The sequence below is a fragment of the Natronorubrum aibiense genome (assembly GCF_009392895.1).
Lineage (GTDB): Archaea > Halobacteriota > Halobacteria > Halobacteriales > Natrialbaceae > Natronorubrum > Natronorubrum aibiense.
Genome location: NZ_CP045488.1, coordinates 3,246,538 through 3,268,607 on the forward strand (window position 1 = coordinate 3,246,538; position 22,070 = coordinate 3,268,607).

Annotated in this window: 26 protein-coding genes and 1 tRNA gene; 22 read left to right on the forward strand and 5 right to left on the reverse strand. The window is 59.2% G+C overall.

Annotated elements, in window-relative coordinates:
• Genes rplX through secY form a run of 13 tightly spaced genes read left to right on the forward strand, consistent with a single transcriptional unit; the run spans position 1 to position 7,496 of the window.
• Complete coding sequence (gene rplX / locus GCU68_RS16085; RefSeq protein WP_152943316.1) at positions 1–357, forward strand: 50S ribosomal protein L24; 357 nt, start codon at positions 1–3, stop codon at positions 355–357.
• The gene (locus tag GCU68_RS16090; RefSeq protein WP_152943318.1) at positions 354–1,055 is read left to right on the forward strand and encodes a 30S ribosomal protein S4e; all 702 of its coding nucleotides are present in this window, start codon (positions 354–356) and stop codon (positions 1,053–1,055) included. The genes rplX and GCU68_RS16090 overlap by 4 nt, the downstream gene beginning before the upstream one ends.
• Positions 1,052–1,588, forward strand: a complete 537-nt coding sequence (locus GCU68_RS16095; protein ID WP_152943320.1) for a 50S ribosomal protein L5 — start codon at positions 1,052–1,054, stop codon at positions 1,586–1,588. The genes GCU68_RS16090 and GCU68_RS16095 overlap by 4 nt, the downstream gene beginning before the upstream one ends.
• On the forward strand, positions 1,581–1,769 hold the full coding sequence (locus GCU68_RS16100; protein ID WP_008159246.1) for a 30S ribosomal protein S14: 189 nt from the start codon (positions 1,581–1,583) through the stop codon (positions 1,767–1,769). Before GCU68_RS16095 ends, GCU68_RS16100 begins: the two co-directional genes overlap by 8 nt.
• A 1-nt stretch (position 1,770) precedes the next feature.
• Positions 1,771–2,163, forward strand: coding sequence for a 30S ribosomal protein S8 (locus tag GCU68_RS16105; RefSeq protein WP_152943322.1), 393 nt, complete (start codon positions 1,771–1,773; stop codon positions 2,161–2,163).
• A gap of 2 nt (positions 2,164–2,165) precedes the next feature.
• Positions 2,166–2,699 carry a 50S ribosomal protein L6 gene (locus GCU68_RS16110; protein ID WP_152943324.1) on the forward strand — a complete coding sequence of 178 codons (534 nt, stop codon included), beginning with the start codon at positions 2,166–2,168 and terminating at the stop codon, positions 2,697–2,699.
• 3 nt (positions 2,700–2,702) lie between these two features.
• Positions 2,703–3,431 (forward strand): 50S ribosomal protein L32e, encoded by a 729-nt coding sequence (locus tag GCU68_RS16115; RefSeq protein ID WP_152943326.1) that lies wholly within the window; start codon positions 2,703–2,705, stop codon positions 3,429–3,431.
• Positions 3,424–3,873: a 50S ribosomal protein L19e gene (locus tag GCU68_RS16120; protein WP_152943328.1), complete on the forward strand. Its 450-nt coding sequence runs from the start codon at positions 3,424–3,426 to the stop codon at positions 3,871–3,873. The genes GCU68_RS16115 and GCU68_RS16120 overlap by 8 nt, the downstream gene beginning before the upstream one ends.
• Positions 3,873–4,421, forward strand: a complete 549-nt coding sequence (locus tag GCU68_RS16125) for a 50S ribosomal protein L18 (RefSeq protein ID WP_152943330.1) — start codon at positions 3,873–3,875, stop codon at positions 4,419–4,421. The genes GCU68_RS16120 and GCU68_RS16125 overlap by 1 nt, the downstream gene beginning before the upstream one ends.
• Positions 4,418–5,065, forward strand: coding sequence for a 30S ribosomal protein S5 (locus tag GCU68_RS16130; RefSeq protein WP_152943332.1), 648 nt, complete (start codon positions 4,418–4,420; stop codon positions 5,063–5,065). Before GCU68_RS16125 ends, GCU68_RS16130 begins: the two co-directional genes overlap by 4 nt.
• The gene (locus GCU68_RS16135; protein WP_152943334.1) at positions 5,065–5,532 is read left to right on the forward strand and encodes a 50S ribosomal protein L30; all 468 of its coding nucleotides are present in this window, start codon (positions 5,065–5,067) and stop codon (positions 5,530–5,532) included. Before GCU68_RS16130 ends, GCU68_RS16135 begins: the two co-directional genes overlap by 1 nt.
• A gap of 2 nt (positions 5,533–5,534) precedes the next feature.
• Positions 5,535–6,035 carry an uL15m family ribosomal protein gene (locus tag GCU68_RS16140; RefSeq protein ID WP_152943335.1) on the forward strand — a complete coding sequence of 167 codons (501 nt, stop codon included), beginning with the start codon at positions 5,535–5,537 and terminating at the stop codon, positions 6,033–6,035.
• Positions 6,036–6,038: 3 nt separating this feature from the next.
• Complete coding sequence (gene secY / locus GCU68_RS16145) at positions 6,039–7,496, forward strand: preprotein translocase subunit SecY (protein WP_152943337.1); 1,458 nt, start codon at positions 6,039–6,041, stop codon at positions 7,494–7,496.
• Positions 7,497–8,076: 580 nt separating this feature from the next.
• Here secY and GCU68_RS16150 read toward each other — a convergent pair.
• Positions 8,077–8,337: a cytochrome C oxidase subunit IV family protein gene (locus tag GCU68_RS16150; RefSeq protein WP_152943339.1), complete on the reverse strand. Its 261-nt coding sequence runs from the start codon at positions 8,335–8,337 to the stop codon at positions 8,077–8,079.
• A 113-nt stretch (positions 8,338–8,450) separates the two neighbouring features.
• Between GCU68_RS16150 and GCU68_RS16155 the strand changes: the two genes are divergently transcribed.
• Positions 8,451–9,854, forward strand: coding sequence for a hypothetical protein (locus GCU68_RS16155; protein WP_152943341.1), 1,404 nt, complete (start codon positions 8,451–8,453; stop codon positions 9,852–9,854).
• Positions 9,855–10,234: 380 nt separating this feature from the next.
• Here GCU68_RS16155 and GCU68_RS16160 read toward each other — a convergent pair whose 3' ends face one another.
• Both GCU68_RS16160 and coxB read right to left on the reverse strand, forming a co-directional pair.
• Positions 10,235–12,715, reverse strand: coding sequence for a cbb3-type cytochrome c oxidase subunit I (locus GCU68_RS16160; protein ID WP_152943342.1), 2,481 nt, complete (start codon positions 12,713–12,715; stop codon positions 10,235–10,237).
• Positions 12,715–13,713 carry a cytochrome c oxidase subunit II gene (coxB, locus tag GCU68_RS16165; RefSeq protein ID WP_152943344.1) on the reverse strand — a complete coding sequence of 333 codons (999 nt, stop codon included), beginning with the start codon at positions 13,711–13,713 and terminating at the stop codon, positions 12,715–12,717. Before coxB ends, GCU68_RS16160 begins: the two co-directional genes overlap by 1 nt.
• A 487-nt stretch (positions 13,714–14,200) precedes the next feature.
• Here coxB and GCU68_RS16170 point away from each other — a divergent pair, with 487 nt between their 5' ends.
• The gene (locus tag GCU68_RS16170; protein WP_152943346.1) at positions 14,201–14,491 is read left to right on the forward strand and encodes an amphi-Trp domain-containing protein; all 291 of its coding nucleotides are present in this window, start codon (positions 14,201–14,203) and stop codon (positions 14,489–14,491) included.
• A gap of 65 nt (positions 14,492–14,556) precedes the next feature.
• Here the strand turns inward: GCU68_RS16170 and GCU68_RS16175 are convergent, their stop codons facing one another.
• A complete protein-coding gene (locus GCU68_RS16175) occupies positions 14,557–15,015 on the reverse strand; it encodes a hypothetical protein (RefSeq protein ID WP_152943348.1) in 459 nt (152 codons plus the stop codon).
• Between the two features lie 97 nt (positions 15,016–15,112).
• On the opposite strand from GCU68_RS16175, the gene GCU68_RS16180 reads away from it, so the two are divergent.
• Positions 15,113–15,748: an adenylate kinase gene (locus GCU68_RS16180; protein ID WP_152943350.1), complete on the forward strand. Its 636-nt coding sequence runs from the start codon at positions 15,113–15,115 to the stop codon at positions 15,746–15,748.
• 5 nt (positions 15,749–15,753) lie between these two features.
• On the opposite strand, the gene GCU68_RS16185 is transcribed toward GCU68_RS16180, so the two are convergent.
• The gene (locus tag GCU68_RS16185) at positions 15,754–17,235 is read right to left on the reverse strand and encodes a DUF7289 family protein (RefSeq protein ID WP_394352487.1); all 1,482 of its coding nucleotides are present in this window, start codon (positions 17,233–17,235) and stop codon (positions 15,754–15,756) included.
• Positions 17,236–17,521: 286 nt separating this feature from the next.
• On the opposite strand from GCU68_RS16185, the gene GCU68_RS16190 reads away from it, so the two are divergent.
• From GCU68_RS16190 to GCU68_RS16215, 6 genes are all read left to right on the forward strand, one after another.
• Positions 17,522–18,475: a DUF106 domain-containing protein gene (locus tag GCU68_RS16190; RefSeq protein WP_152943352.1), complete on the forward strand. Its 954-nt coding sequence runs from the start codon at positions 17,522–17,524 to the stop codon at positions 18,473–18,475.
• Between the two features lie 163 nt (positions 18,476–18,638).
• Positions 18,639–19,214, forward strand: a complete 576-nt coding sequence (gene cmk, locus GCU68_RS16195; protein WP_152943354.1) for a (d)CMP kinase — start codon at positions 18,639–18,641, stop codon at positions 19,212–19,214.
• Positions 19,215–19,219: 5 nt separating this feature from the next.
• On the forward strand, positions 19,220–20,140 hold the full coding sequence (locus GCU68_RS16200) for an RNA-guided pseudouridylation complex pseudouridine synthase subunit Cbf5 (RefSeq protein ID WP_152943356.1): 921 nt from the start codon (positions 19,220–19,222) through the stop codon (positions 20,138–20,140).
• A 103-nt stretch (positions 20,141–20,243) separates the two neighbouring features.
• Positions 20,244–20,314, forward strand: a tRNA-Pro gene (locus GCU68_RS16205).
• 192 nt (positions 20,315–20,506) lie between these two features.
• The gene (locus tag GCU68_RS16210) at positions 20,507–21,322 is read left to right on the forward strand and encodes an Nmad3 family putative nucleotide modification protein (protein ID WP_152943358.1); all 816 of its coding nucleotides are present in this window, start codon (positions 20,507–20,509) and stop codon (positions 21,320–21,322) included.
• Positions 21,323–21,413: 91 nt separating this feature from the next.
• Positions 21,414–21,947: an acyltransferase gene (locus tag GCU68_RS16215; protein WP_152943359.1), complete on the forward strand. Its 534-nt coding sequence runs from the start codon at positions 21,414–21,416 to the stop codon at positions 21,945–21,947.
• Positions 21,948–22,070: the final 123 nt, after the last annotated feature.

Below are 22,070 nucleotides of genomic sequence, written 5' to 3' on the forward strand. Positions count from 1 at the left end.
ATGAGCAAGCAACCACACAAACAGCGAAACCAGACGGAGCGTGCGCCGCTGCACAAGCGACAGAAGCAGCTCCACGCGACGCTGTCCGACGACCTCCGCGAGGAGTACGGCACTCGACGTACCCGCGTCAACGCGGGCGACACCGTCGAGGTCATGCGCGGCGACCACGCCGGGACGGAAGGTGAGGTCCTTCGCGCCATCCTCGAGGACGGGACGATCCACGTCGAGGACGTGACGGTCGAGACGGCAGACGGTGAAGAGGTCGCACGACCGCTTGACCCATCGAACGTCCGTATCACGGACCTCGATCTGGAAGACGAGCGTCGCGAGGCGCGCCTCGAAGGTGATACCGAATGACTAACCACCAGAAACGACTGTCAGTACCGAAGTCCTGGCCGGTCGAACGGAAGACCAACGTCTTCACGGTCAAGGCCGATGCAGGCCCCCACGGCGAAGCAGGCGTTCCGCTCGTCATCTTGCTGCGGGACGTCCTCGGCTACGTGGACTCGAAAAAAGAAGCACGATACGCCCTCTCCGAGGACTCGATCCTCGTCAACGGGGAAGCGATCAACGACGAACAGCGCCCGATCGGCATGTTCGATATCGTTGCGTTCCCCGGCCGAGAGGAGTACTACCGCGTCTTCCCCGACGAAGGCGGTCGCCTCGCGCTGACCGAGATCGACGAGGATGCTGCGGAAAGCCGCCTCGGCAAGATCGAGGGCAAACAGCAGGTTCCCGGTGGGGACACACAGCTGACGCTACACGACGGCACGAACGTCCTCGTCGAGGACGGCAGCGAGTACAACACGAGTGACTCGATCGTCGTCGACAACGACGACAAGTCGATCGTGGCCCACTTCCCGTTCGAAGAAGGCGCGCTCGTGACGGCCGTCAGCGGTAACCACGGCGGCAAGATCGGCGAAATCGATGCGATCGACATCACGCCAGGCAGCGGCTCGAACACCGTCGGTGTCGACACCGATGACGGTGGGTTCGAGACGGTTCAGGAGTACGTCGTCGTGATCGACGAGAACTTCACGGGTGATGATGAATGAGCGAAGCTGACGCTGGCGAATTCCACGAGATGCGCGAACCTCGCGTCGAAAAAGTCGTCGTCCACATGGGCGTCGGCCGCGGTGGTCGTGAACTCGGCAAAGCCGAGGACATCATCGAGGAAGTCACCGGTCAAGAAAGCGTTCGTACCCAGGCGAAACGAACCGAACCCGACTTCGGTATTCGTCAGGGCGACCCGATCGGCACGAAGGTCACTCTTCGTGGCGAGGAGGCCGCCGAGTTCCTCGGGACGGCGCTGCCGCTTGCGGATCTCTCCGCGAACCAGTTCGACGATACCGGCAACTTCAGCTTCGGTATCGAAGAACACACGGAGTTCCCAAGCCAGGAGTACGACCCGAACGTCGGAATCTACGGGCTGGACGTCACCGTCAACCTGGTTCGTCCGGGCTACCGCATCGCAAAACGCGACAAGGCCACCCGATCGATTCCGTCGAGCCACCGACTCACCCCCGAGGACGCAATCGCGTACCTTGAGGCGAACTTCGACGTGAGCGTGGAGGCAGACGATGAGTGAAAGTGAAACTGACGTAGAAAACGAGCGCACGGGCGAGCACGCCGCAAAGCGGACGGGCCAGGAAGCGGCCTGTCAGCGCTGTGGCCGTAAACAGGGGCTCGTCGGCAAGTACGACATCAACCTCTGTCGGCAGTGCTTCCGCGAGATCGCTCGTGACATGGGATTCAGGAAGTATCGATAATATGACTGGAAACGATCCACTCAGCAACGCACTCTCGGGACTCGACAACGCCGAGAGTGTGGGGCATCTGACCCACGAGGTAACACCCGCCTCCAACGAGATCGGCAGCGTACTTGAGGTCTTCTACGACCGCGGGTACATCGACGGCTTCGAGTACGTCGACGACGGTAAAGCCGGTCAGTTTGAGGTCGAACTGAAAGGAGCGATCAACCAGTGTGGCCCCGTCAAGCCCCGCTACGCCGTTGGTGCCGAAGACTTCGAGAAATGGGAGAAGCGCTATCTTCCCGCTCGAGGTTTCGGCGCACTCGTCGTCACGACGAGCAACGGTATCATGAGCCACTACGAGGCTCGTGAGCAGGGAATCGGTGGTCAGGTTATCGCATACGTCTACTAACCATGCGAGTCGAACTGGAAATCCCTGACAACGTATCCGTCGAGATCGACCATCTCGACGTGACCGTCGACGGTCCGGAAGGCAGCGTCACGCGCCGCCTCTGGTACCCAGACGTGTCCGTCGAGACGGAAGACGACACTGTGATGATCGAAAGCGAGGCCGAGGACGCGAAAACGAACGCGACCGTCGGCACGTTCGAGAGCCACATCACCAACGCGTTCCACGGCGTGACCGAGGGTTGGGAGTACAAGATGGAAGTCTTCTACTCTCACTTCCCAATGCAGGTCCGCGTGGAGGGCGACGATGTCGTCATCGAGAACTTCCTCGGCGAAAAGGCACCGCGACGAACGACTATCCACGGTGAAACTGACGTCTCCGTCGACGGCGAACGACTCGTCCTCTCCGGTCCGAACAAAGAGGACGTCGGCCAGACGGCGGCAGACATCGAACAGCTGACGCGGGTCAGCGGCAAAGACACCCGAATCTTCCAGGATGGTGTCTACATCACCGAGAAACCCGCCAAAGGAGGTGCCTGATAGATGGCAGACGAAGATCAAGCGAACGACGAGCCACAGGAGCTCGAGGACATCAGCGGTGTCGGCGAGAGCAAGGCAGACGCCCTGCGCGAAGCCGGATTCGAGTCCATCGAGGACGTCAAAGAGGCCGACCAGGACGAACTGGCCGAAGCCGACGGCGTCGGGAACGCACTCGCGGCCCGTATCAAAGCCGACGTCGGCGATCTCGAGGTCACCGAAGAGACCGAAGCCGAGATCGAAGACGAAGGCGCCGAAGAAGAGGAAGCGCCAGCCGAGGACGTCGAGACGGAACTGCAGCCTCGCGGGCTGACCGAGAAGACGCCCGAACTGTCCGAGGAGGAACAGCGACTGCTCCAGCGTCGCCGTACCGAAGGCAAACCGCAGTTCAACCGACAGGACTACCACAAGAAAAAGCGGACGCCTGAATCCTGGCGTCGACCACGCGGCGGGCTCTCGAAACAACGTCGCGGCGTCAAGGGCAAGGGTCCCAAGGTGTCGGCCGGCTACCGGACGCCAGAATCCGTTCGAGGAAAACACCCGAGCGGCTTCGAAGAGGTCTACGTCGAGAACACTGACGACCTCGAGGGCGTCGACGGCGATTCCGAAGCGGTTCGGATCGCATCCAGCGTCGGCGCACGCAAGCGCGAACGGATCGAAGAGCAGGCCGAGGAGCAGGGCGTTCGTGTCCTGAACCCGACCTACGAAGAAGTCGAGGTGGAATCCAATGACTGATCTCTCTGCACAGAAGCGACTCGCAGCTGACGTCTTGGACGTCGGTCAGAACCGCGTCTGGCTCGACCCCGACGCGCAGGCGGACATCGCCGAAGCGATCACCCGCGACGAGATCCGCGAACTCGTCGAGGACGGTCGCATTCAGGCCGCAGACGCCAAGGGCAACTCCCGAGGCCGTGCCCGAGAGCGCAACGCGAAACGCGCATACGGCCACCAGAACGGCCCCGGAAAGCGCCGCGGCAAGAAAGGCGCCCGCCAGAACGAGAAAGACGAATGGCAGAACAAGATTCGCGCACAGCGACGGAAGCTGCGTGAACTCCGCGACAAGGGCGAACTGACGCCCACGCAGTACCGCGAGCTTTACAAGAAGGCTGGCGGTGGGGAGTTCCGTAGCGTCCGGTACCTGTTGAACTACATCGACGACACCTACGGTGACCAATAATGGCGACAGGACCACGATACAAGGTACCGATGCGGCGTCGCCGTGAGGTCCGGACGGACTACCACCAGAGGTTGCGCCTGCTGAAATCGGGCAAGCCCCGACTCGTTGCTCGCAAGAGCAACAAGCACACTACGGCGCAGCTGATCACTCCCGGACCTCAGGGAGACGAGACGCTCGCAAGTGCACACTCGAGCGATCTAGAAGCGTACGGCTGGGAAGCACCCACAGGAAACATCTCTGCAGCCTATCTGACCGGCTTGCTGGCCGGGAAGCGAGCCGTCGAGGCTGGTCTCGAGGAAGCGGTCCTCGACATCGGTCTCAACACGGCAACGCCCGGGAACAAAGTGTTCGCGGTGCAGGAAGGCGCAATCGACGCAGGTCTGGAGATTCCGCACAACGACAGCGTGCTCGCAGACTGGTCGCGTACGCGTGGCGAACACATCGCCGAGTACGCCGAACAGTTAGACGAGCCACTGTACAGCGGTGAGTTCGACGCAACGGACCTGCCAGAACACTTCGACGAGGTACGAGAGGCGATTCTCGAATGAGCAACTACAACGACAGCGGATGGGAACCCGTCACCCGTCTCGGTCGGATGGTCCAAGAGGGCGAGATCGACGACATGGAAACCGCCCTCAACTCGGGACTCCCGCTGAAGGAACCCGAGATCGTCGACCAGCTCCTGCCGGGGCTCGACGACGAAGTGCTGGACATCAACATGGTCCAGCGTATGACGGACTCCGGACGACGCGTGAAGTTCCGGTGTGTCGTTGCGGTCGGAAACCGCGACGGCTACGTCGGCTACGCGGAAGGTCGAGACGACCAGGTCGGGTCTGCCATCCAGAAGGCGATCGGTATCGCGAAACTGAACATCATCCAAGTGCCACGCGGCTCCGGGTCGTGGGAGGACCGCTCGGACCGACCACACTCGCTGACGCGCCGGACCACCGGCAAAGCCGGCTCCGTCGAAGTTGAGGTCATCCCCGCCCCTGAAGGACTGGGACTGGCCGCAAGCGACACCGTCCACGCCGTCCTCGATCTGGCCGGCATCGAAAACGCCTGGACTAAGAGCCACGGCAACACCCGAACGACGGTGAACCTCGCGAAAGCGACGTTCAACGCGCTCGAGAACGCATCGCAGTCGCGTCATCCACAGCGCCGTCCAAACCGAGAAGCCGAGGTGAGTGAGTGATGAAGGCGATCGTTCAGGTTCGTGGTGAAGTCAACCGACAGCAAGACGTAGAGGATACGCTGCAGATGCTTAACATCCACAGCGTCAACCACTGTGCGCTCGTCCCCGAGACCGACGCGTATCGGGGGATGATCACGAAGGTCAACGACTACGTCGCTCACGGCGAACCCGACGCTGACGTCCTCGAGACGCTGCTCGCAAAGCGAGCCGAACCGCTCGAAGGCAAACAGTCGGACGTCGACGAGCAGTGGCTCGCCGACAACACCGAGTACGACGACTTCGGTGCGCTGGCCGAGGCACTGCTGGCAGAGGAGACGACGCTTCGTGACGTTGGACTGTCGCCGACACTTCGACTGCACCCACCACGTGGTGGCCACAACGGCATCAAGAAGCCGACCGTCGAAGGCGGCCAACTCGGAAAACATACAACGGAAGAGATTAACGATCTCCTCGAATCGATGCGATAACCATGACGAGTAAAAAACGACGCCAGCGCGGATCGCGCACGCACAGCGGCGGCACCCACAAGAACCGACGTGGTGCAGGCCACCGCGGTGGTCGCGGCCGTGCCGGGCGGAGCAAACACGAGTTCCACAACTACGAACCGCGAGAGAAACACGGATTCAAGCGTCCGCAGGGCATCCGAGAGGAAGTCGCGGAGATCGACGTCCAGAAACTCGACGAAGACGCGATCCTCTATGCCGCTGACGGCCTCGCCGAGGAAACCGACGACGGATACAAACTCGACGCGCGCGACATCGTCGAGGACGGCCATGAGGTCGACATCGTCAAGGTTCTCGGCTCCGGACAGGTCCGGAATACGCTCGAGGTAACGGCAGACGCCTTCTCGGCAGCAGCCGAGGAGAAACTCGAGGCTGCCGGCGGCGAAGCGGTCGTCTCGGAGCGAGGGCAGGAAGCCGACGCCGAAGACGCTGAAGCCGACGCCGAATCCGAACAGAACGAGGAATAACATATGGGATGGAAGGAAGCCGCCGAACCGGTCTTGACGCGGATGCCTGCAGTGCGCCGTCCGGAAGGACACGTCCCCTTCAAGCGAAAGCTGGCGTGGAGTGCTGGCATCCTCGTGTTGTACTTCTTCCTGACGAACATCACACTGCTCGGAAGTGCCCAAGGGGCAACCGACATCTTCGGGCAGTTCCGTTCGGTTCTTGCTGGTGAGCAGGGCTCGCTGCTGCAGGTCGGTATTGGACCGATCGTCACCGCGAGCATCGTCTTGCAGCTGCTTGGCGGTGCGAATCTCCTCGGTCTCGATACGGACGATCCGCGAGATCAGGTGCTCTACCAGGGGCTGCAGAAGCTCCTCGTCGTCATCATGACGGCGCTGACTGCGCTCCCGATGGTGTTCGCCGGCGGCTTCCTGCCAGCACAGCAGTCGCTGACGCTTGGTGGCCTCGAGTTCGGCCACACGCAGGTTCAGACGCTGATGTTCGCCCAAATCTTCGTTGGCGGGATTCTCATCCTCTACATGGACGAGGTCGTCAGCAAGTGGGGGATCGGCAGCGGGATCAGCCTGTTCATCATCGCCAGCGTGAGCCAACGGCTCGTCGCCGGGCTGCTCTCGCTCGACGATGGCGCGTTCTTCTACGACTGGTACCGGATCATCACCGGACAGGTCGAGATCGGCTCGATCGTCGCCGGTGACGGGTTGCAAACGCTGTTGCTCCAGGAAGGGCACATCATCGCGTTGCTGACGACGGTGTTGATCTTCGGGATCGTCGTCTATGCGGAATCGGTCCGTGTGGAGATCCCGCTCAGCCACGCCCGCGTCAAGGGGGCTCGCGGTCGCTTCCCAGTGAAGCTCATCTACGCGAGCGTCCTGCCGATGATCCTCGTTCGAGCGCTGCAGGCCAATATCCAGTTCATGGGACAGATTCTGAACAGCCAGTGGGCCGGCATGCCCGCGGCGCTGGGAACCTACACGGACGGACAGCCGACCGGTGGGTTCTTCTACTACTTTGCACCGATCTACTCACCCAACGACTGGATGTGGTGGACGGGAACGGTGACTCAAGAAGCATGGCAGGTGCTGATCCGCATCTCGATCGACCTGACGTTTATGATCGCTGGCGGCGCAATCTTCGCCATCTTCTGGGTCGAAACCACGGACATGGGTCCGGAAGCAACGGCAAAGCAGATCCAGAACTCCGGGATGCAGATCCCCGGCTTCCGACAGAACGTTGGCGTCATCGAGAAGGTCATGGAGCGGTACATTCCGCAGGTGACCGTCATTGGTGGTGCGCTGGTAGGTCTGCTCGCCGTCTGGGCAAACATGCTCGGTACCATCGGTGGTATTTCCGGAACCGGTCTGCTGCTGGCCGTCTCCATTACGTACAAACTGTACGAGGAGATCGCCGAGGAGCAGATGATGGAGATGCACCCGATGATGCGCCAGATGTTCGGCGGCGAATAACGGCTGCTTTCCCCGACGTCTTTTTTGTTTGCCGTTTTTCGTGACGCAATAGGCGAGCCCCATCCTCGTTCGATTCTGCCTGTTCAAGCAACGCTGATCCGGAGTCGAATTGACAGCACGATTTGGACTGCTCTCGAGCGACTGTCGACGCCAAGCCGTGTACCTCACTGCTGCTCTCGATTGGCGTCTGGCAGTGGTATTGCTCGGTACACAGCTACCTAAACAGCCATGGAGGGCATTCCCGAAATAGAGCGATTACTGTCTCATGTCTACCTGAGGTGCATCACACAGCCGCGTCTGAACGATATTGCCATCGTCCGCAGTCACTTCCAAGAGTTGTGAGTTGGACGGGCAGATGGGGAACAGTAGGCGATGAGTCGGTGGGCTGTACGCTCTCGGGTGAGACAGTACGTGGTTTCGATCGTTCACAGCTTAACCAGTTCCGTGATAGCACGCTCGTCTTAGAAGCAAAACTCGAGAAACGTACGAGGAGAGACTGCATCTACGGTTAACTCCAAAAAGGCAATCGCGTCTCAGTCGATTCGTGTCTCGTCCAGAAATCGGTTCGCTTTCGGTGATGTTACTGAATGGAGTACCCTGCTGCAACGGTCAGCAGGAACACCATGAACACGGCAAGCGCCATCATGTACGTGATCGAACGTGGTTCTTCTCGGAGATGTTGGAAGTAGCCCGCAATCAAGAGGGATTTGATGACAGCCAGTACGACTGTCCCTCCGATCGCTGCCTGTTCTGGAATACCGATCTCGAAGAAGACGAACTTAGCCGTCCCTAACGCCAGCAATGCCACGTATATGAGGGTGTATGTCCGAATACCAGCCATTGGTGTACAATGTGAAGGATGGACACTTATAGCTTCCTCATGCAGCCGCGGATGTGATGACGACAGTCCCGGGAAAGCGATACGTAGATGGGATCGTGGACGAACGGGATAGTATGAGTGGACGTTCGGCTCTCGTCCGCCGAACAGGTCTCATCGCAGTAGGGACGGTCATCGCACTCGCTGTGTCTGTAGGAAGCGTCGGCGCGAGCAACGTCGGCGTCGGGCTCTCGGAACAAAGCGTTGGGGCAGCGATCCCGGTCTGGCTGTCCCTTGCGATGGGTGGTGGCGCTGTCGGTACCTCGGTGCTGATGACCGTGCTCATTACCAACCGAGAGCATGTCGAACGCTTCCGTACCGAAACAGTTGGTGTTTCAGTTGACCGATTCCGAACAAGCTGGAGACTGGTGTTCGGGACGGTCGGAGTGGCTACGCTCGTGCTTATGCTTGTCGTGGGAGTTGTCGGTCCACAGATCGGGAGCTTCAGTATCACTGTCCTGCTGACGTTCGTCGGTGGCCGCGCCCTGTTGACGATCGTCGCCTACACCGTCGGGAACCCGTGGCCCGCACTCAACCCGTGGCGATACATTGCGACGGCCCTCCCGAACGGCTATCTCTCGTATCCGTCGTGGCTCGGCTCCTGGCCCGCAGTCGGTGCACTGCTGGTGTTGCTCTGTCTCGAGGCGATCGCTCCACTGACAACCTCTCCACGCGCGCTGGTGGCCGTTATCCTTGCCTACTCTGTGTTTACGATTGGCGGTGCAGTCGTCTTCGCTCCCGACAGCTGGTTTCGAAACGCAGATCCGATTTCGGCCTGGTTTCGGTTCTACAGTGCAGTTGCACCGATCCAGCGGACAGCGGGCGGACTCGAGGTTCGGTATCCCGGTGCCAGACTCACTGATGACGACGTCGTCAGCGACATCTCCGAGATAGCGTTCGTTCTCCTGCTTCTGTGGGAACTCACCTACAGCGCTGTTATTGCAACGGCACCGGGAGTCCGAACCGTGGAAACACTCGTTGGAATCGGACTTGCACCCCAGTTCGTTTATCTCGGATTGTTGCTGGTCGGCTTTGGGCTCTTCTGGAAAGGGTTCTTGATCACCGTTACAAGTGCCCGATGCCGCGCTGAGAGCCCGCTTTCACAGCGGGAGGTTGCATTCCGATTTGCGTCGCCGCTGCTCGCGATCGCGGCTGGATACCACTTCGCCCACTACGCTGGTTTCTCCCTTTCACTGTGGCCGTCGCTCGTTGATACGATTGCCGCACCGCTGAACCCACCTGAGAATCCGACGCAGTACCTGCTGACGTCGTGGTTCGGCTACGTAGAGATCGTGGGGATTCTCTTTGGGTATATGCTTTCCGTCTGGGTCGCTCACGCCGTCTCGTTCAATCTGCTATCCGGGAAGCGACGAGCGATCCGGTGCCAATATCCATTTATCGCTGTCATGATCGTTCTCACGGTCGTAAGTTTGTTACTCGTCACAGCCACTCCAGTCGAGCCCGTGTACGTCCCGAGCTGATCTGACTCCTCAAGTCGTAGCTGACTCGCACTCGCTTGTTCCTTCAAGAGTGGATCTCGAACAGACAGGAATCATCCCGTACCGCGTTCGAGAGCGAGACACATCTCCTGGTTATGTGTTCCAGAACATTCCGACTGAGTGGCCAGTGACTGGCCTCTAGGTCCGACTGAGCGGGACCATTTCTTTTCGTCCGAACGGGCTCCCTTGCAGGACACTTCGGCCGGTCACTTCAATACTGCTGTGACATGCGTACCGCTCTCTCGAGTGTGGCCGACTGTCACTCTGTAGAAGTAGTCTACGACGGCTAGATTACGGACTGCTACCGCTCGAGCGGGTGTGGTCAAAAAAGTGGAATCGAAAACTCGTGTAACGGGTGGCCGTTACATCAAGTAGAACAGTGGGAACAGGAAGACCCAGACGATGTCGACGAAGTGCCAGTAGAGGCCGAAGTACTCGACTGGACGGTGGTCCTCGAGATACGCATCGACGCTGATGATCCGGTAGATCATGAACACGGCGATGAGCAGACCGAGAATTACGTGGAGTGCGTGCAGGCCGGTCGTGACGAAGTAGATGGAGTACTCGATGCCTTTCCACCAGTAATCGCCGTGTGAGAATTTTACGCTGTACTCGAAGCCTTTCACGCTCATGAACGCCAGTCCGAGGAGGAGCGTGGCACTCATCGAGGCGAGGAGCCCTTTCTTGTTCTTGCGTTCAGCGAATACCAGTGCGAGGATAACCGTGAAACTCGAGGTGAGCAAGATGTAAGTGTTGAGCAGGCCGGGCCAAGAGGCGAACGGCACCTTCGTCCACTCACCCCAGCCCATGTGGAGGCGCATGAAGACGAACGCCCCGATCGCAGCGCCGAAGACGACGACGTCCGAGGCGAGGAACACCCAGACACCGAACTTCGTGTTGTCGACGCCACCGAACGGCCATCGCTCCGCGACCGCCATCTCAGGAACGTTGAACTCTTCGACACCGAACTTGAACAGCGCGACTCCGAGGATCGCCACACCAAGCGCGGTGATCACGGGATACATAATGTTCGGCTCAGCACCAGTACCGACGAGCGCGTCCGGTGCCGTGCCAGTCCCTTCTGCGAACTCGACCATGTATGGCGTGATACCCGACAGGCCGAGGAAGAACACGAAGGTACCCAGTCCGATACCGAGCGGCCAGATACTGGCGTGATCGGCGTGTTCTTCTTCGTGCGCGTGCGTCGCGGCCGCTGCTTTGTGACCGGTCGCAACGCCACCGTCGGTGGCTGTTTTCGAGTCGTCGACGAACTCAAGGCGGCCACTGGCGTAGCTCGGTCGGTCGGTCCAGTTCTCGAGTGGCGGTGGCGAGGGAATCGCCCACTCGGCGGTGCGGGAGAATTCCCACGGGTTATCGGGCGCTTCTGGTCCCGAGACCCAGCTCTTTGCGAACGTGTAGAACATGATCAGGAACGAGGAACCGAGGACGAACGCGCCGACGGTTGCCACCTGATGGTAGAGCTGTGTGCCTTCGGGATAGGTGAAGACGCGGCGTGGCGTCTCCCAAGCGAGGAACATCGGGAAGTACAGCATGTTGAACCCGATGAAGTAGACGGCGAAGTTGAGTTTCCCGAGCGCCTCGGAGTACATTTTCCCGGTGATTTTGGGCCACCAGTAGTAGAGGCCGGCGATCAACGCCGTGACGCCCGAGACCATCACGTAGTGGAAGTGGGCGACGACCCAGTAGGTGCCACGGAACTCGTAGTCCAGAACGACGGCCCCAAGGAAAACCCCCGTAATGCCGCCGAGGATGAACAGGACGAGTGCACCGAGGCTGAACAGGAACGGCGTCGTGAATCGGACGCGTCCTTTGACCATCGTGTAGATCAGCGCGAAGACCATCAGGTCAAAGGGAAGCGAGATCCCGATCGTCGTCGCCATGAACAGCGTCTTGATCTCCAGATTGATCGTGGTCAGGAACATGTGGTGCATCCAGACCAGGAAGGACTGGACGGCCACCAGCACCATCGCGATGATGACCCATTTCCGGCCGACAAGTCGCCGTCCGGTGAAGGTCTGGAACGTCTCGAACAGGATACCTAGCGCGGGGAAGAAGACGATGTACACCTCCGGATGTCCGAAGAACCAGAACAGGTGTCCCCACAGCAGGCCCGAACCCTGATCAGTCGCGAAGTACTGTGTCAGAAAGATTCGATCGATCGACAACAACAGCAGTGCTGCAAGCAGTGCAGCGAACGCGAACAGCATCATCCACACCGTCAACAGCCACGACCAGGAGAACATCGGCATGTTCCAGAGGCCGAGCCCTTCTGCGCGGGATCGGTGCATGGTGACGAGGAAGTTCACTGTGCCGATCGTAATCGACATGACGAACAGCGTCAACGCGAGAACAGTCGCGTTACTTCCAGTCGTCGCCTCTAGTGCTGGCGTGTACGTCGGCACGTTCAGCGGGGCGTACATCGTCCAGCCACCAGCGAATGCACCGCCCTGGAAGAACGAGAGGCCGATGAGGATTCCCGAAAACAGGTAGAACCAGTAACTCAGGGCGTTCAGTCGTGGGAACGCGAGGTCTTTTGCACCGATCTGTAGTGGAACGAAGTAGTTCGCGAACCCGGATGCGATCGGTGAGAGGAACCAGAAGACCATCAGCAGCCCGTGGGCTGAGACTGCCTGGTTGAACTGGTTCCCTGAGAGCAGACCTGTACCACCGGCCTCCCAGAGGTGGGCGCGGAATACGAGCGCAAGGATGCCACCAAACAGGAGGAAGAACATCGACGTCGCCAAGTAGAGGATTCCGACGTCCTTGTGGTTCGTCGTGACGAGCCACCGCTTGATCGACGTCATTGGGGGAAGATCACTCATTAGTTCTCACCTCCGTCGTCGTTCGTTTCGCTGTTCGTTTCGTCAGTCTCGTCTGTCTCGTCATTAGTGTCTTCTGTACCCGACGTTTCGATCGTGTACGTCTCACTCGATGGACTGGTAATGTCGACACTCTCTTCGATCGTGTCGAACGAATCGTCGTCGGACGTGATCGTCAGGTCGTACGTGCCGCCCTGTTCGATCTCGTCGATGGTGATCGTGCCGTTCTCGAAGTCGTCGGCCGTGTACGTGTACTCAAGATCTGCTTCGTACTCGTCGTTGTTCTGGTGGACGAGTTGGAGTTCGTAGCCGTCAGTAACCGGCTCTTCGTTCTCATCCTCGAGGGTAACCTCGAGAGTCAGCTGATCGTCGAGCCACGTGTCGAACTCGTCTTGCTCCATGACCTGTACGGTGCCAACCATGTTCGAGTGGAAGTCACCACAGAGTTCGTAGCACTTGATCTCGTGTTGTGCACCGGCTTCCTCGGCCATGAACCACGTTTCGTCGTACTCACCGGGGATCGCGTCCGCTTTCACACGTAAGTCCGCGATCCCGAAGGTGTGCCAGACGTCACCAGAGGTCACCTCGATTGCGACCGGTCGGTCGGCAGGAACGTTCAGCGTGTTTGTCGCTTCAACGCCATTCTCGTATTCGAAGTGCCAGGCGAACCCTTCACCTGTGATATCGACCTCGATTGGATCTTGCTCGAATTCGTCTTGTGGGTCCTCGACGTACAGGAGCATCCCATAGGTCCAGATCACAAGCGAGATAACGATAATGGCGCTGATACCGAACGATAGGAACAGTTTCTTTCCGCCCTTTCCACCTGTCGGTAACTCCCCGAGTGTGGGCAGTGAATCGTCTTTCGGCTGATCGGTGTCGCGATACTTGTACGCGTTGTACAAGGTGTATGCGACAACGACGATGCCGACGAGCGTACCGAGTCCGAGAAACACCACGAAGATGTCTCCGAACACGTCCGCGCGCGTGTCTGCCTGCATCGGAGTCGTCAGTGCGCTGTAGATTGTATTCACCTCTTTTGAAGACCGCTTATATGACGGTGGATGGTAGCCGGGGACACTTATCTATTTGGAAACGATTTGACGGACTGTCGTCCCGTGTGCCTGTACGGCGACGGGTCGTTCCACGCAGTGTCGTGCTACCATCGGTCCGCAGTCTTTCACCCGACTCCTTGGACCCAGGGCCCTTTTTTCTATCGCTGTCCACGCCAATTCCAGTCGGATACTGAATGTATTATCGAACGAACGACCTCTATTGGCGAACGTGTTCGGAGTGAGAAGGAATGTATACCATTTTCAATCATCGAATTTATCGCGCACCCACGCTGGTTTGTACTCACGCGCGCGCCGCGTATGCCTGATAGATCACTAGTAGATGTCCGATTACATACCGTCTCGATAGTGATGTTCTACTAACATGTCACGACGTGCCAGAAGATTCTATACGTTCACCACCGAAAAAGAGAGTATGCCAGAAGAGGTCCTCTTCAAGTTCGAACAGCAGATGGAACGCAGCGAAATCGCCGACTACCTCCGTACTGTCGCGGACAGCCTCGAGAACGGCGGCCCGATCTCCCTCGAAGCCGGCGGCGAATCGGTCACCATGACGCCACCAGCACGGCCGACGTTCGAAATCAAAGCTGAGCGAGAAACCTCGAGTTCGGCCCCCGACGGACCGGGTGAGCTCGGCCTGGAGTTCGAACTCGAGTGGGACGAAGGCGACCACAAATCGGACGACGGAACACTGTCCATCGAATAGGGCTCTGATTCTGTTAGCCGCAGTCGAGAAGGGACGATCTAGTGAACGGCTACAGACAGTGTTACCTACAGTTCGACAGCCCAGACTCGAACGTCGGCCGGGAGGTCGTATACCCGCTGAAAGATCGCATCAAGACATTGGGCAATTCGGTTGGGATCCGCTTTTGCGCTGATACGAACGTTGACGCCCGCAGCGTCCTCCGGACGATGGATCTCGTCGATCTTGAACGCCGGAAACTCATCGAGGACGGACTTGAGTGTCTCGAGTTCCGAATCGGTACAGTCGAGATTGATCGTTCCGTCGCCAAACTGGATCCAGGGGACGCCGAGCGCTGGGTCGGGACCGTCGTCTGCACTGTCAGTGTCTGTTCCGTCTTCGTCGAACGATGACTCATCCTCCGTCGCAAACGCCGTCTCATCGACCTCGAGCGTCAGAAATTCGCTTCCTCGATTTCGATGTGCTGTGATGGCGTCAACGTACAGTTTTCGCCGCGCTGCAGGATCGGCGGCGTCGAAGCGCGTCATACGAACGCCGACGTGCTCGCGTCTTTAAGCTGTTATGTGACAGCGATGACGTACACATTTCTTTAAGCCTTTATGGGATGGTGGTGAACGGTGGGATATGGCACAGCCACGAATTCTGATCCTGGGCGCACCCGGGGCCGGAAAGGGGACGCAGAGCGCAAAGATCACCGAGGAGTTCGACGTCAACCACATCACGACCGGTGACGCACTCCGCGCGAACAAGGACATGGACATCTCCGATATGGACACGGAGTACGACACGCCACGCGAGTACATGGATCAAGGTGAACTCGTCCCCGACGAAGTCGTCAACGCCATCGTCGACGAAGCGCTGAACCAAGCCGACGGCTTCGTGCTGGACGGCTATCCGCGGAACTTAGAGCAGGCTAAAGAACTCGAGGACATGACCGACCTGGATGTCGCCCTCTATCTCGACGTCAGCGAGGAGGAACTTATCCACCGTCTGACCGGCCGTCGGATGGATCCCGAGACGGGCGACATCTACCACGTCGAGTACAACCCACCGGAGGACCCCGAAGTCGAAGAACGCCTCGAGCAGCGTGACGACGACACCGAAGAAACCGTCAAAGAGCGCCTGCGCGTGTTCCGCGAGAACACCGAGCCGGTGATCGAGTACTACGAGGATGAAGGCGTACTCGAGCGCGTCGAGGGCGAGCAGGCACCCGACGAGGTCTGGGAAGACGTGAAGACGACGATCGAAGACGCGGCGTAGCACACTCAGTTGTTTTCGATATCGATCTCGTGTTCGGCAAGATTGAGATAGGTGAGTTGCGGGGCTGGTTCGTATCCTTCGGGAATTATGTCGACGTTAGAATTTTCGAGACCGATTGGATTGACACTATTTGTGGCAGAGCCGAATTTAATCGAGTTGGCGACGATCGAACCATTGAAACCGACGTTGCCAGCGCCGCTAAAATCGATTTGATACTCTTCGTTTTCGGGGTCAAATTCGTCACTTGCAACGTACAGGAGTCCCTCGAACGTACTGCTTGAATCATGAAAGTCGACGGTCGATGTGGAGGTGCCGTACAGCTGAATCGTTTTGATACTCCCGTTGTCACATGTGGGTTTCACATCATCATGAAGTTCGAAATCGCCCTGAGCATATATTTTTAGACTGTGTTCTCCATTCCCGCAGTTAGACACGGTGACCCCCTCTCCGTCGGTCGTTACGCTATCGTTGACGACAACGACTGCATTACCATCTGTGAGGTCAAAATCATATTCTCCATTAAGGTTTTCTTGGTAGTATTCGCCGGCGGAATTGCTACTATCAGAGTCCAGTTCGCTGACCGATTCATTCTCTCGAAAGTCGTCACTCAGTTGTTGTATAGTTTCGTCCAGGGGTGGATACTCTGCCTCTGCAATATCTCCAAGATCATGTCCTGACGGATTCTCATCAATATTCTCTTCACTTGGTAATGCGACACCAGAAGAGAACGCTCCGCTGATATCGTTGTACCCAAGTCTGACTTTGAGCTTCCCGTCGTCGTTCTCGGCACCGTAGCAGGCCTGTTGAACGGTCAGATCACCGGCCTGCTCCACGAAGTACTCCTCCCAGCCCAAGCAGTACTCGCTTTCGACTTCGACGAACACGTGATCGTTTGCGACGTAGTTTCTCGGCTCGCGCTCCACGTTGGAACGGGTCAGCCGTATATCCCCTGACCTGATCGTCTTTTCTTCAGTGAGTGTAACGACGGGGAACGAGAGCGTGTAGGTTCGACTGTCGTAATCGATCGCTGGTGCCGAAACGACTCGCGTTCGCTCACCGGTCTCGTGGAAGACACCCCCGCCCTCGTAGGCGATTTTCGTTCCGTCGTCGCTCTCGTATTCGATGGTTCCGATCGTCCCACTAGAAATATCGGTTCGGTTTTCGCCGGAGTAATCCTGTGCCCAGATCTCGTAGGTCGCCGAGTCGTGGTGTGCAATCGCGCCGTGTTCTCCGGCCTCTAACTCTAACGAGTGAGAGACGTCGTCGGAGGCTGTTGCCGTGGAAATCCCGTGGCTCAACGAGACAAACGTCTGCTGAACGCGCTCCTGTTCGGACTGTTGTTCAGCACCCCCGATAGCGTCCCCAGCGACGAGAAAAATACCGAGACTACCGATTGCAACGATGCCGATCAACAGAACGATCCCGATCAGCGTGGATTGTCCCCTCTCGGACACCATCGTCGATTCGCTCCCGCGTGACACACCCATGTATTCATTCTCGATAGTCATCGTAATAATACACTCGGTCAGTCGAACACATATCAAAGATGATAATCGGACTGTCGCCGTGTGGAACATTGCATCAGTGTCAGTAATAACGGCTACCGAACACATTCGAGTCAGACGTGTGTTTGTGGTGTCGGTCTACGAGACGGACACCATCCCAATGAGCACGAGCGACGCCACATTTACACGTGTCTGGTGGAGCGGGTGGCCGTCGCTTGACAACCGAAGATAAACACTTGTATACCGAACGTACCCTAGCCCCAAGCAGATGACTCGTACAGCGGAGAAGATCAACGACCTCGTCCGAGAGGATTCCTCGATGGCAGCGGCCTTAGAGGCGATCCGCGAGGAAGCCGACAGGAACGGGGGCGAGGTCCAATGGGCCGACGTCAGCGACGACCTGTCGAGCGGACAATGGGGCCGACTGATCGAAAAGGGCGTACTGGTTGACGGCGACGAGGGGTTCGAAATCGCCGATCGCGAAGCCTACGATGATGCCCTCGATGGCGACGGCGACAGTGGGAGCTACAGCGACGAACCCGATATCGATGCTGAAGTATCCCAGTGGTCGCAGTGGGACAAACTAGCCGGTGTGGGCGCGCTGCTGTTGATGTTCGGCTACTGGCTCGACCCAGTACGGAACACGGTGGGTGGGACGATCAACATCATCTTGTCCCCGCTCGACTCTGCATTGCCGTTTTACGCCGTGATTCTGTCCGTCGCGTTGCTGACTGGACTGTACTCGACGCTGCTGCAGGCGAACCTGATGAATCCCGAGATCATGGGCAAGTATCAGGAACGAATGCAGGCGATGCAAGAGAAACAAAAAGACGTCCGTGAGCGCAAGGAACAAGCCGAGGAGCGCGGTGCAAGCGAAGCCGAAATAGAGCGTCTCGACGACGAACTCGAGGAAGTTCGTGAAGAGCAGATGGAGGCCATGGCGGAAAACCTCGGAATGTTCAAAGAGCAGTTCCGCCCGATGGTCTGGATCATGCTGCTTACCATCCCGCTGTTTCTCTGGATGTACTGGAAAATCCAGAGCGTCGGCATCACGGGCGAGGAAGCGACCGTCATTATGCCGATCGTCGGTGAAACGAGTTGGAATGCGGGATTACTCGGCCCGATGCAGGCATGGATCGTCTGGTACTTCCTCTGCTCGATGGGCTTTACGCAGCTGTTGCGCAAGGCACTGAACATCGATATGTCGCCGTCGACGGCCTGACGTCGGCTTCAAGCGCCGAGACGACGCGCTCGATTCGCTGCGATTTCTATCCGTCGGTTACCGTTCGTTGCGTCTGCGTTTGACCGCGAAGAAGGTGGCCGGGACTGCGTTGCGCTGTCGACCGATTCAAAACCCATTTTACCGGCGGCCGCGCAGTTCGAATATGTTACTCACCGTCTCCGGCCCGCCGGGAAGCGGGAAGAGCACAACTGCGGAGTTGCTCGCCGACGCCTTCGATCTCGATCACATCAGCGGCGGTGACATCTTCAGAGAGTTAGCCGAGGAACGCGGCTACACGCCGCTCGAGTTCAACAAACTGGCCGAAGAGAACGACCAGATCGACCGGGATCTCGATCGGCGGCTCCGGGATATCGCCGTCGAAGAGGACGACCTCGTTCTCGAGTCGCGACTGGCTGGCTGGTTGGCCGGTGAACAGGCGGATTTCCGTTTCTGGCTCGATTCACCGCCGCGGGTTCGTGGCGAGCGAATCGCCGAGCGTGAAGGGAAAGACCCCGCCCGAGCAACCGAAGAGACACAGGCTCGCGAAGCCAGCGAGGCAAAGCGGTATCAGGAGTACTACGGGATCGACATTCAAGATCTGACGATCTACGATCTCTCGGTGAACACGGCTCGCTGGGGGCCCGACGCCGTTCTCGATATGCTCGTGACCGCCGTTGGAGAGTACGACGCCGACGGCGACGAAGGACAGGCTGTCGTTCCACTCGACTACGAGTTCTAACGCCGATGGCACATCGCTCTCGTCTCCGTGGACCGCCCGACGATCGGACGCCAGCAGAACTGCTTACCTTCGGGGTCGTCAACCTCGATAAACCACCTGGTCCCTCGTCCCATCAGATCAGTGGCTGGTTGCGAGACGCCGTGTCGGACACGCTTTCGAAGTCCGGCGACGACGCCACGATCGATCAGGCAGCCCACGCGGGAACACTCGATCCCAAAGTAACCGGCTGTCTACCTGTGATGCTCGGTGATGCAACCCGACTCGCACAGGTCTTTCTCGAGGGATTCAAAGAGTACGTCGCTGTCCTCGAGTGTCACGCCCCAGTCCCGGTCGACGCCGAGTCGGTCATCGCCGAGTTCGAGGGTCCGATCTATCAGAAACCGCCGCGCAAAAGCGCCGTGTCGAGACGCCTGCGCGTGCGCGAGTTGTACGATCTCGAGGTCCTCGAGATCGAAGACCGACAGATACTGCTCCGAGTGCAGTGTGAGAGTGGGACCTACATCCGCAAGCTCTGTCACGATCTGGGGCTTGCGCTCGGGACGGGCGCTCACATGGGGCATCTGCGTCGAACGGCGACGTCGCCGTTCGACGACACCGACTTGCACAACGCCCACGAGTTCCTCGACGCACTCGCGTTCTGGCTCGAGGACGACGATCCCAGCCTCCTCTACGAGGTCGTCGAGCCGGCCGAACGGATCCTCGAGGACCTTCCGAGCGTGACGATCGCCGAGAACGCAGCCCGTGAAGTGGCAAACGGTGCCCCAGTGTACGCGCCCGGTGTTCTCGGGGTTCCGGACGACGTCGCCGACGGGGACCTCCTCGCCTGTCACACCCCCAACGGGGCTGCCGTCTGTCTCGGGACCTTGGTTGGCGATCCGACTGCCGAGCGCGGCACGGTCGTCTCGCTCGAGCGCGTGTTGGTCTGATTCGGCGCGATCGGGGACACTCGTGAGCCAGCATACGCGACACTTTGGCGAACCCGCTTCGAAACGACACTCTTAAACAGCAGACGGCCTTCGGGTAAGATGCGGGACCGTGGGGTAGTGGTATCCTCTGCGGATGGGGTCCGTAGGACCCGAGTTCAATTCTCGGCGGTCCCACTCAATATTCTCTAGATGTTCAACTCCTGGGGTCTCAACCCCCTGAGCCTGCCGAAAATCCAATTCTCGCTTTCGGTATGGGAGTCGGGAGCAAGTACGGACTCTTCCACGGGGATGGCGACTCGAAAGCGACAGAGAAACGGGTCGACGCGATCGGCGGCTTTAGGTCCCAGCCCGCCCGAGCACTGGATAATGACGGTCGTTCTCGCCGGTATCGGTGCCGACAGCACGAATTTCGGGGCACTGGCCCCGCTGTACGACGACGGACGCTTCGAATACGTACCGATCCCCGAGAAGACTCGAGAGACGGACGAAACCGCAACCCTCGGCTCGTGGGACCTCCGCGGCAGCGACGGGACCGCAGCATCGCTGACGACGCGGATCAAACCCCAGCCGATCGGTGACGCGAAGACGACAGTCACCGGCGACGCTCTCGAGTCGTGGCCGTTCCATCGCGATCCGAACTTCGAGGCGCTGACCTACGGCGAACATCGAACCAGCGGCTACGTCTCGCGGCTTCGGGCGCTCGAGTCCGGAGACGTCGTCGGGTTCTACGCTGGCCTCCGGCGACCCGACGGCGACCGTGCGCATCGCCACCTGATCGGCTACATGACCGTCGATCGCGTTGACGTCGTCACACCCGACATGCCGCGGGACGAACGCGAGGCAATTCTCGAGGCTCACCCGGAAAACGCCCACACGAAACGCGCCCGCGATGGCGAGTGTTATCTCGGCAAGCCGGTCGTGCTGATCGACGGCCGCGAGCCCGGCGGACTCTTCGATCGCCATCCGATCCGACTCTCCGACTACTACGTCAAGCCGGGGAACGAACGCGCACAGTACTATTTGCGCGATGAAGTAGCAACTGAGTGGAACGTCCGTGCCGGCGGCGAGAACATGATGTACAAACCAGCCTACCGCTGTGAGCTGTCTGGCGAAGCCTTCTGCCAGCAGGTTGGGCTGCCGGGGAAGCGGACAGCCGACGAGGGGCTTCTCGAGACGACGTAGGAACGCTCCCGACGGCCACTGTCGGACGTCATAGTCTCGAGTCGTTCCCGACCGGTCGGTTTCATGTAGTGATAGGTCGTATTCCCCGACAGTGACCGACGAGACAGCATCCCGCCACGACCGCATCCGACGGCATCCGACGCCGGGTCCGGGCAACTCGCTTTCCGGCTGGCCGAACGCTCGCAGCCCCGTTCGGGTCGCGCTCTCGTATATCGTCATCTGGCTCGTTCGAATCTCGCCGAGCCTCCGGCTCAAACGCTGGCTGTTACGACGGCTCGGCGTCACCGTCGGCCCCGGCGTCTCGTGGGGCCTTGAGGCGACGCCGGACGTCTTCTGGCCCGAACTGATCACACTCGAAGCGGAGGCGCTCGTCGGCTACGACGCGACGATTCTCTGTCACGAGTTTCTCCAAGACGAGTATCGAACGGGTGAGGTTCGGATCGGCGAGCGGGCGATGATCGGTGCTGGGGCGATCGTCCTTCCAGGCGTCGAAATCGGAGCGGATGCACGCGTCGCGGCGAATTCGCTTGTGACGCGTGACGTCCCGCCGAACACGACGGTTGCAGGTGTGCCAGCCGAGCCGATGGGAACGGACGACACTGACGAACTGTCTCGAGACTCATAACGGCTGTCGACGTGTTCTGGGTCGCGTGGAGACCGTAGGATCAGTCAGACAGCGCTGTTCGAGCGACGAGAGAACGACAGCAAGGCTTCTCGAGGTACCGCGCCAAGAGCGCGTGCTGGCTCG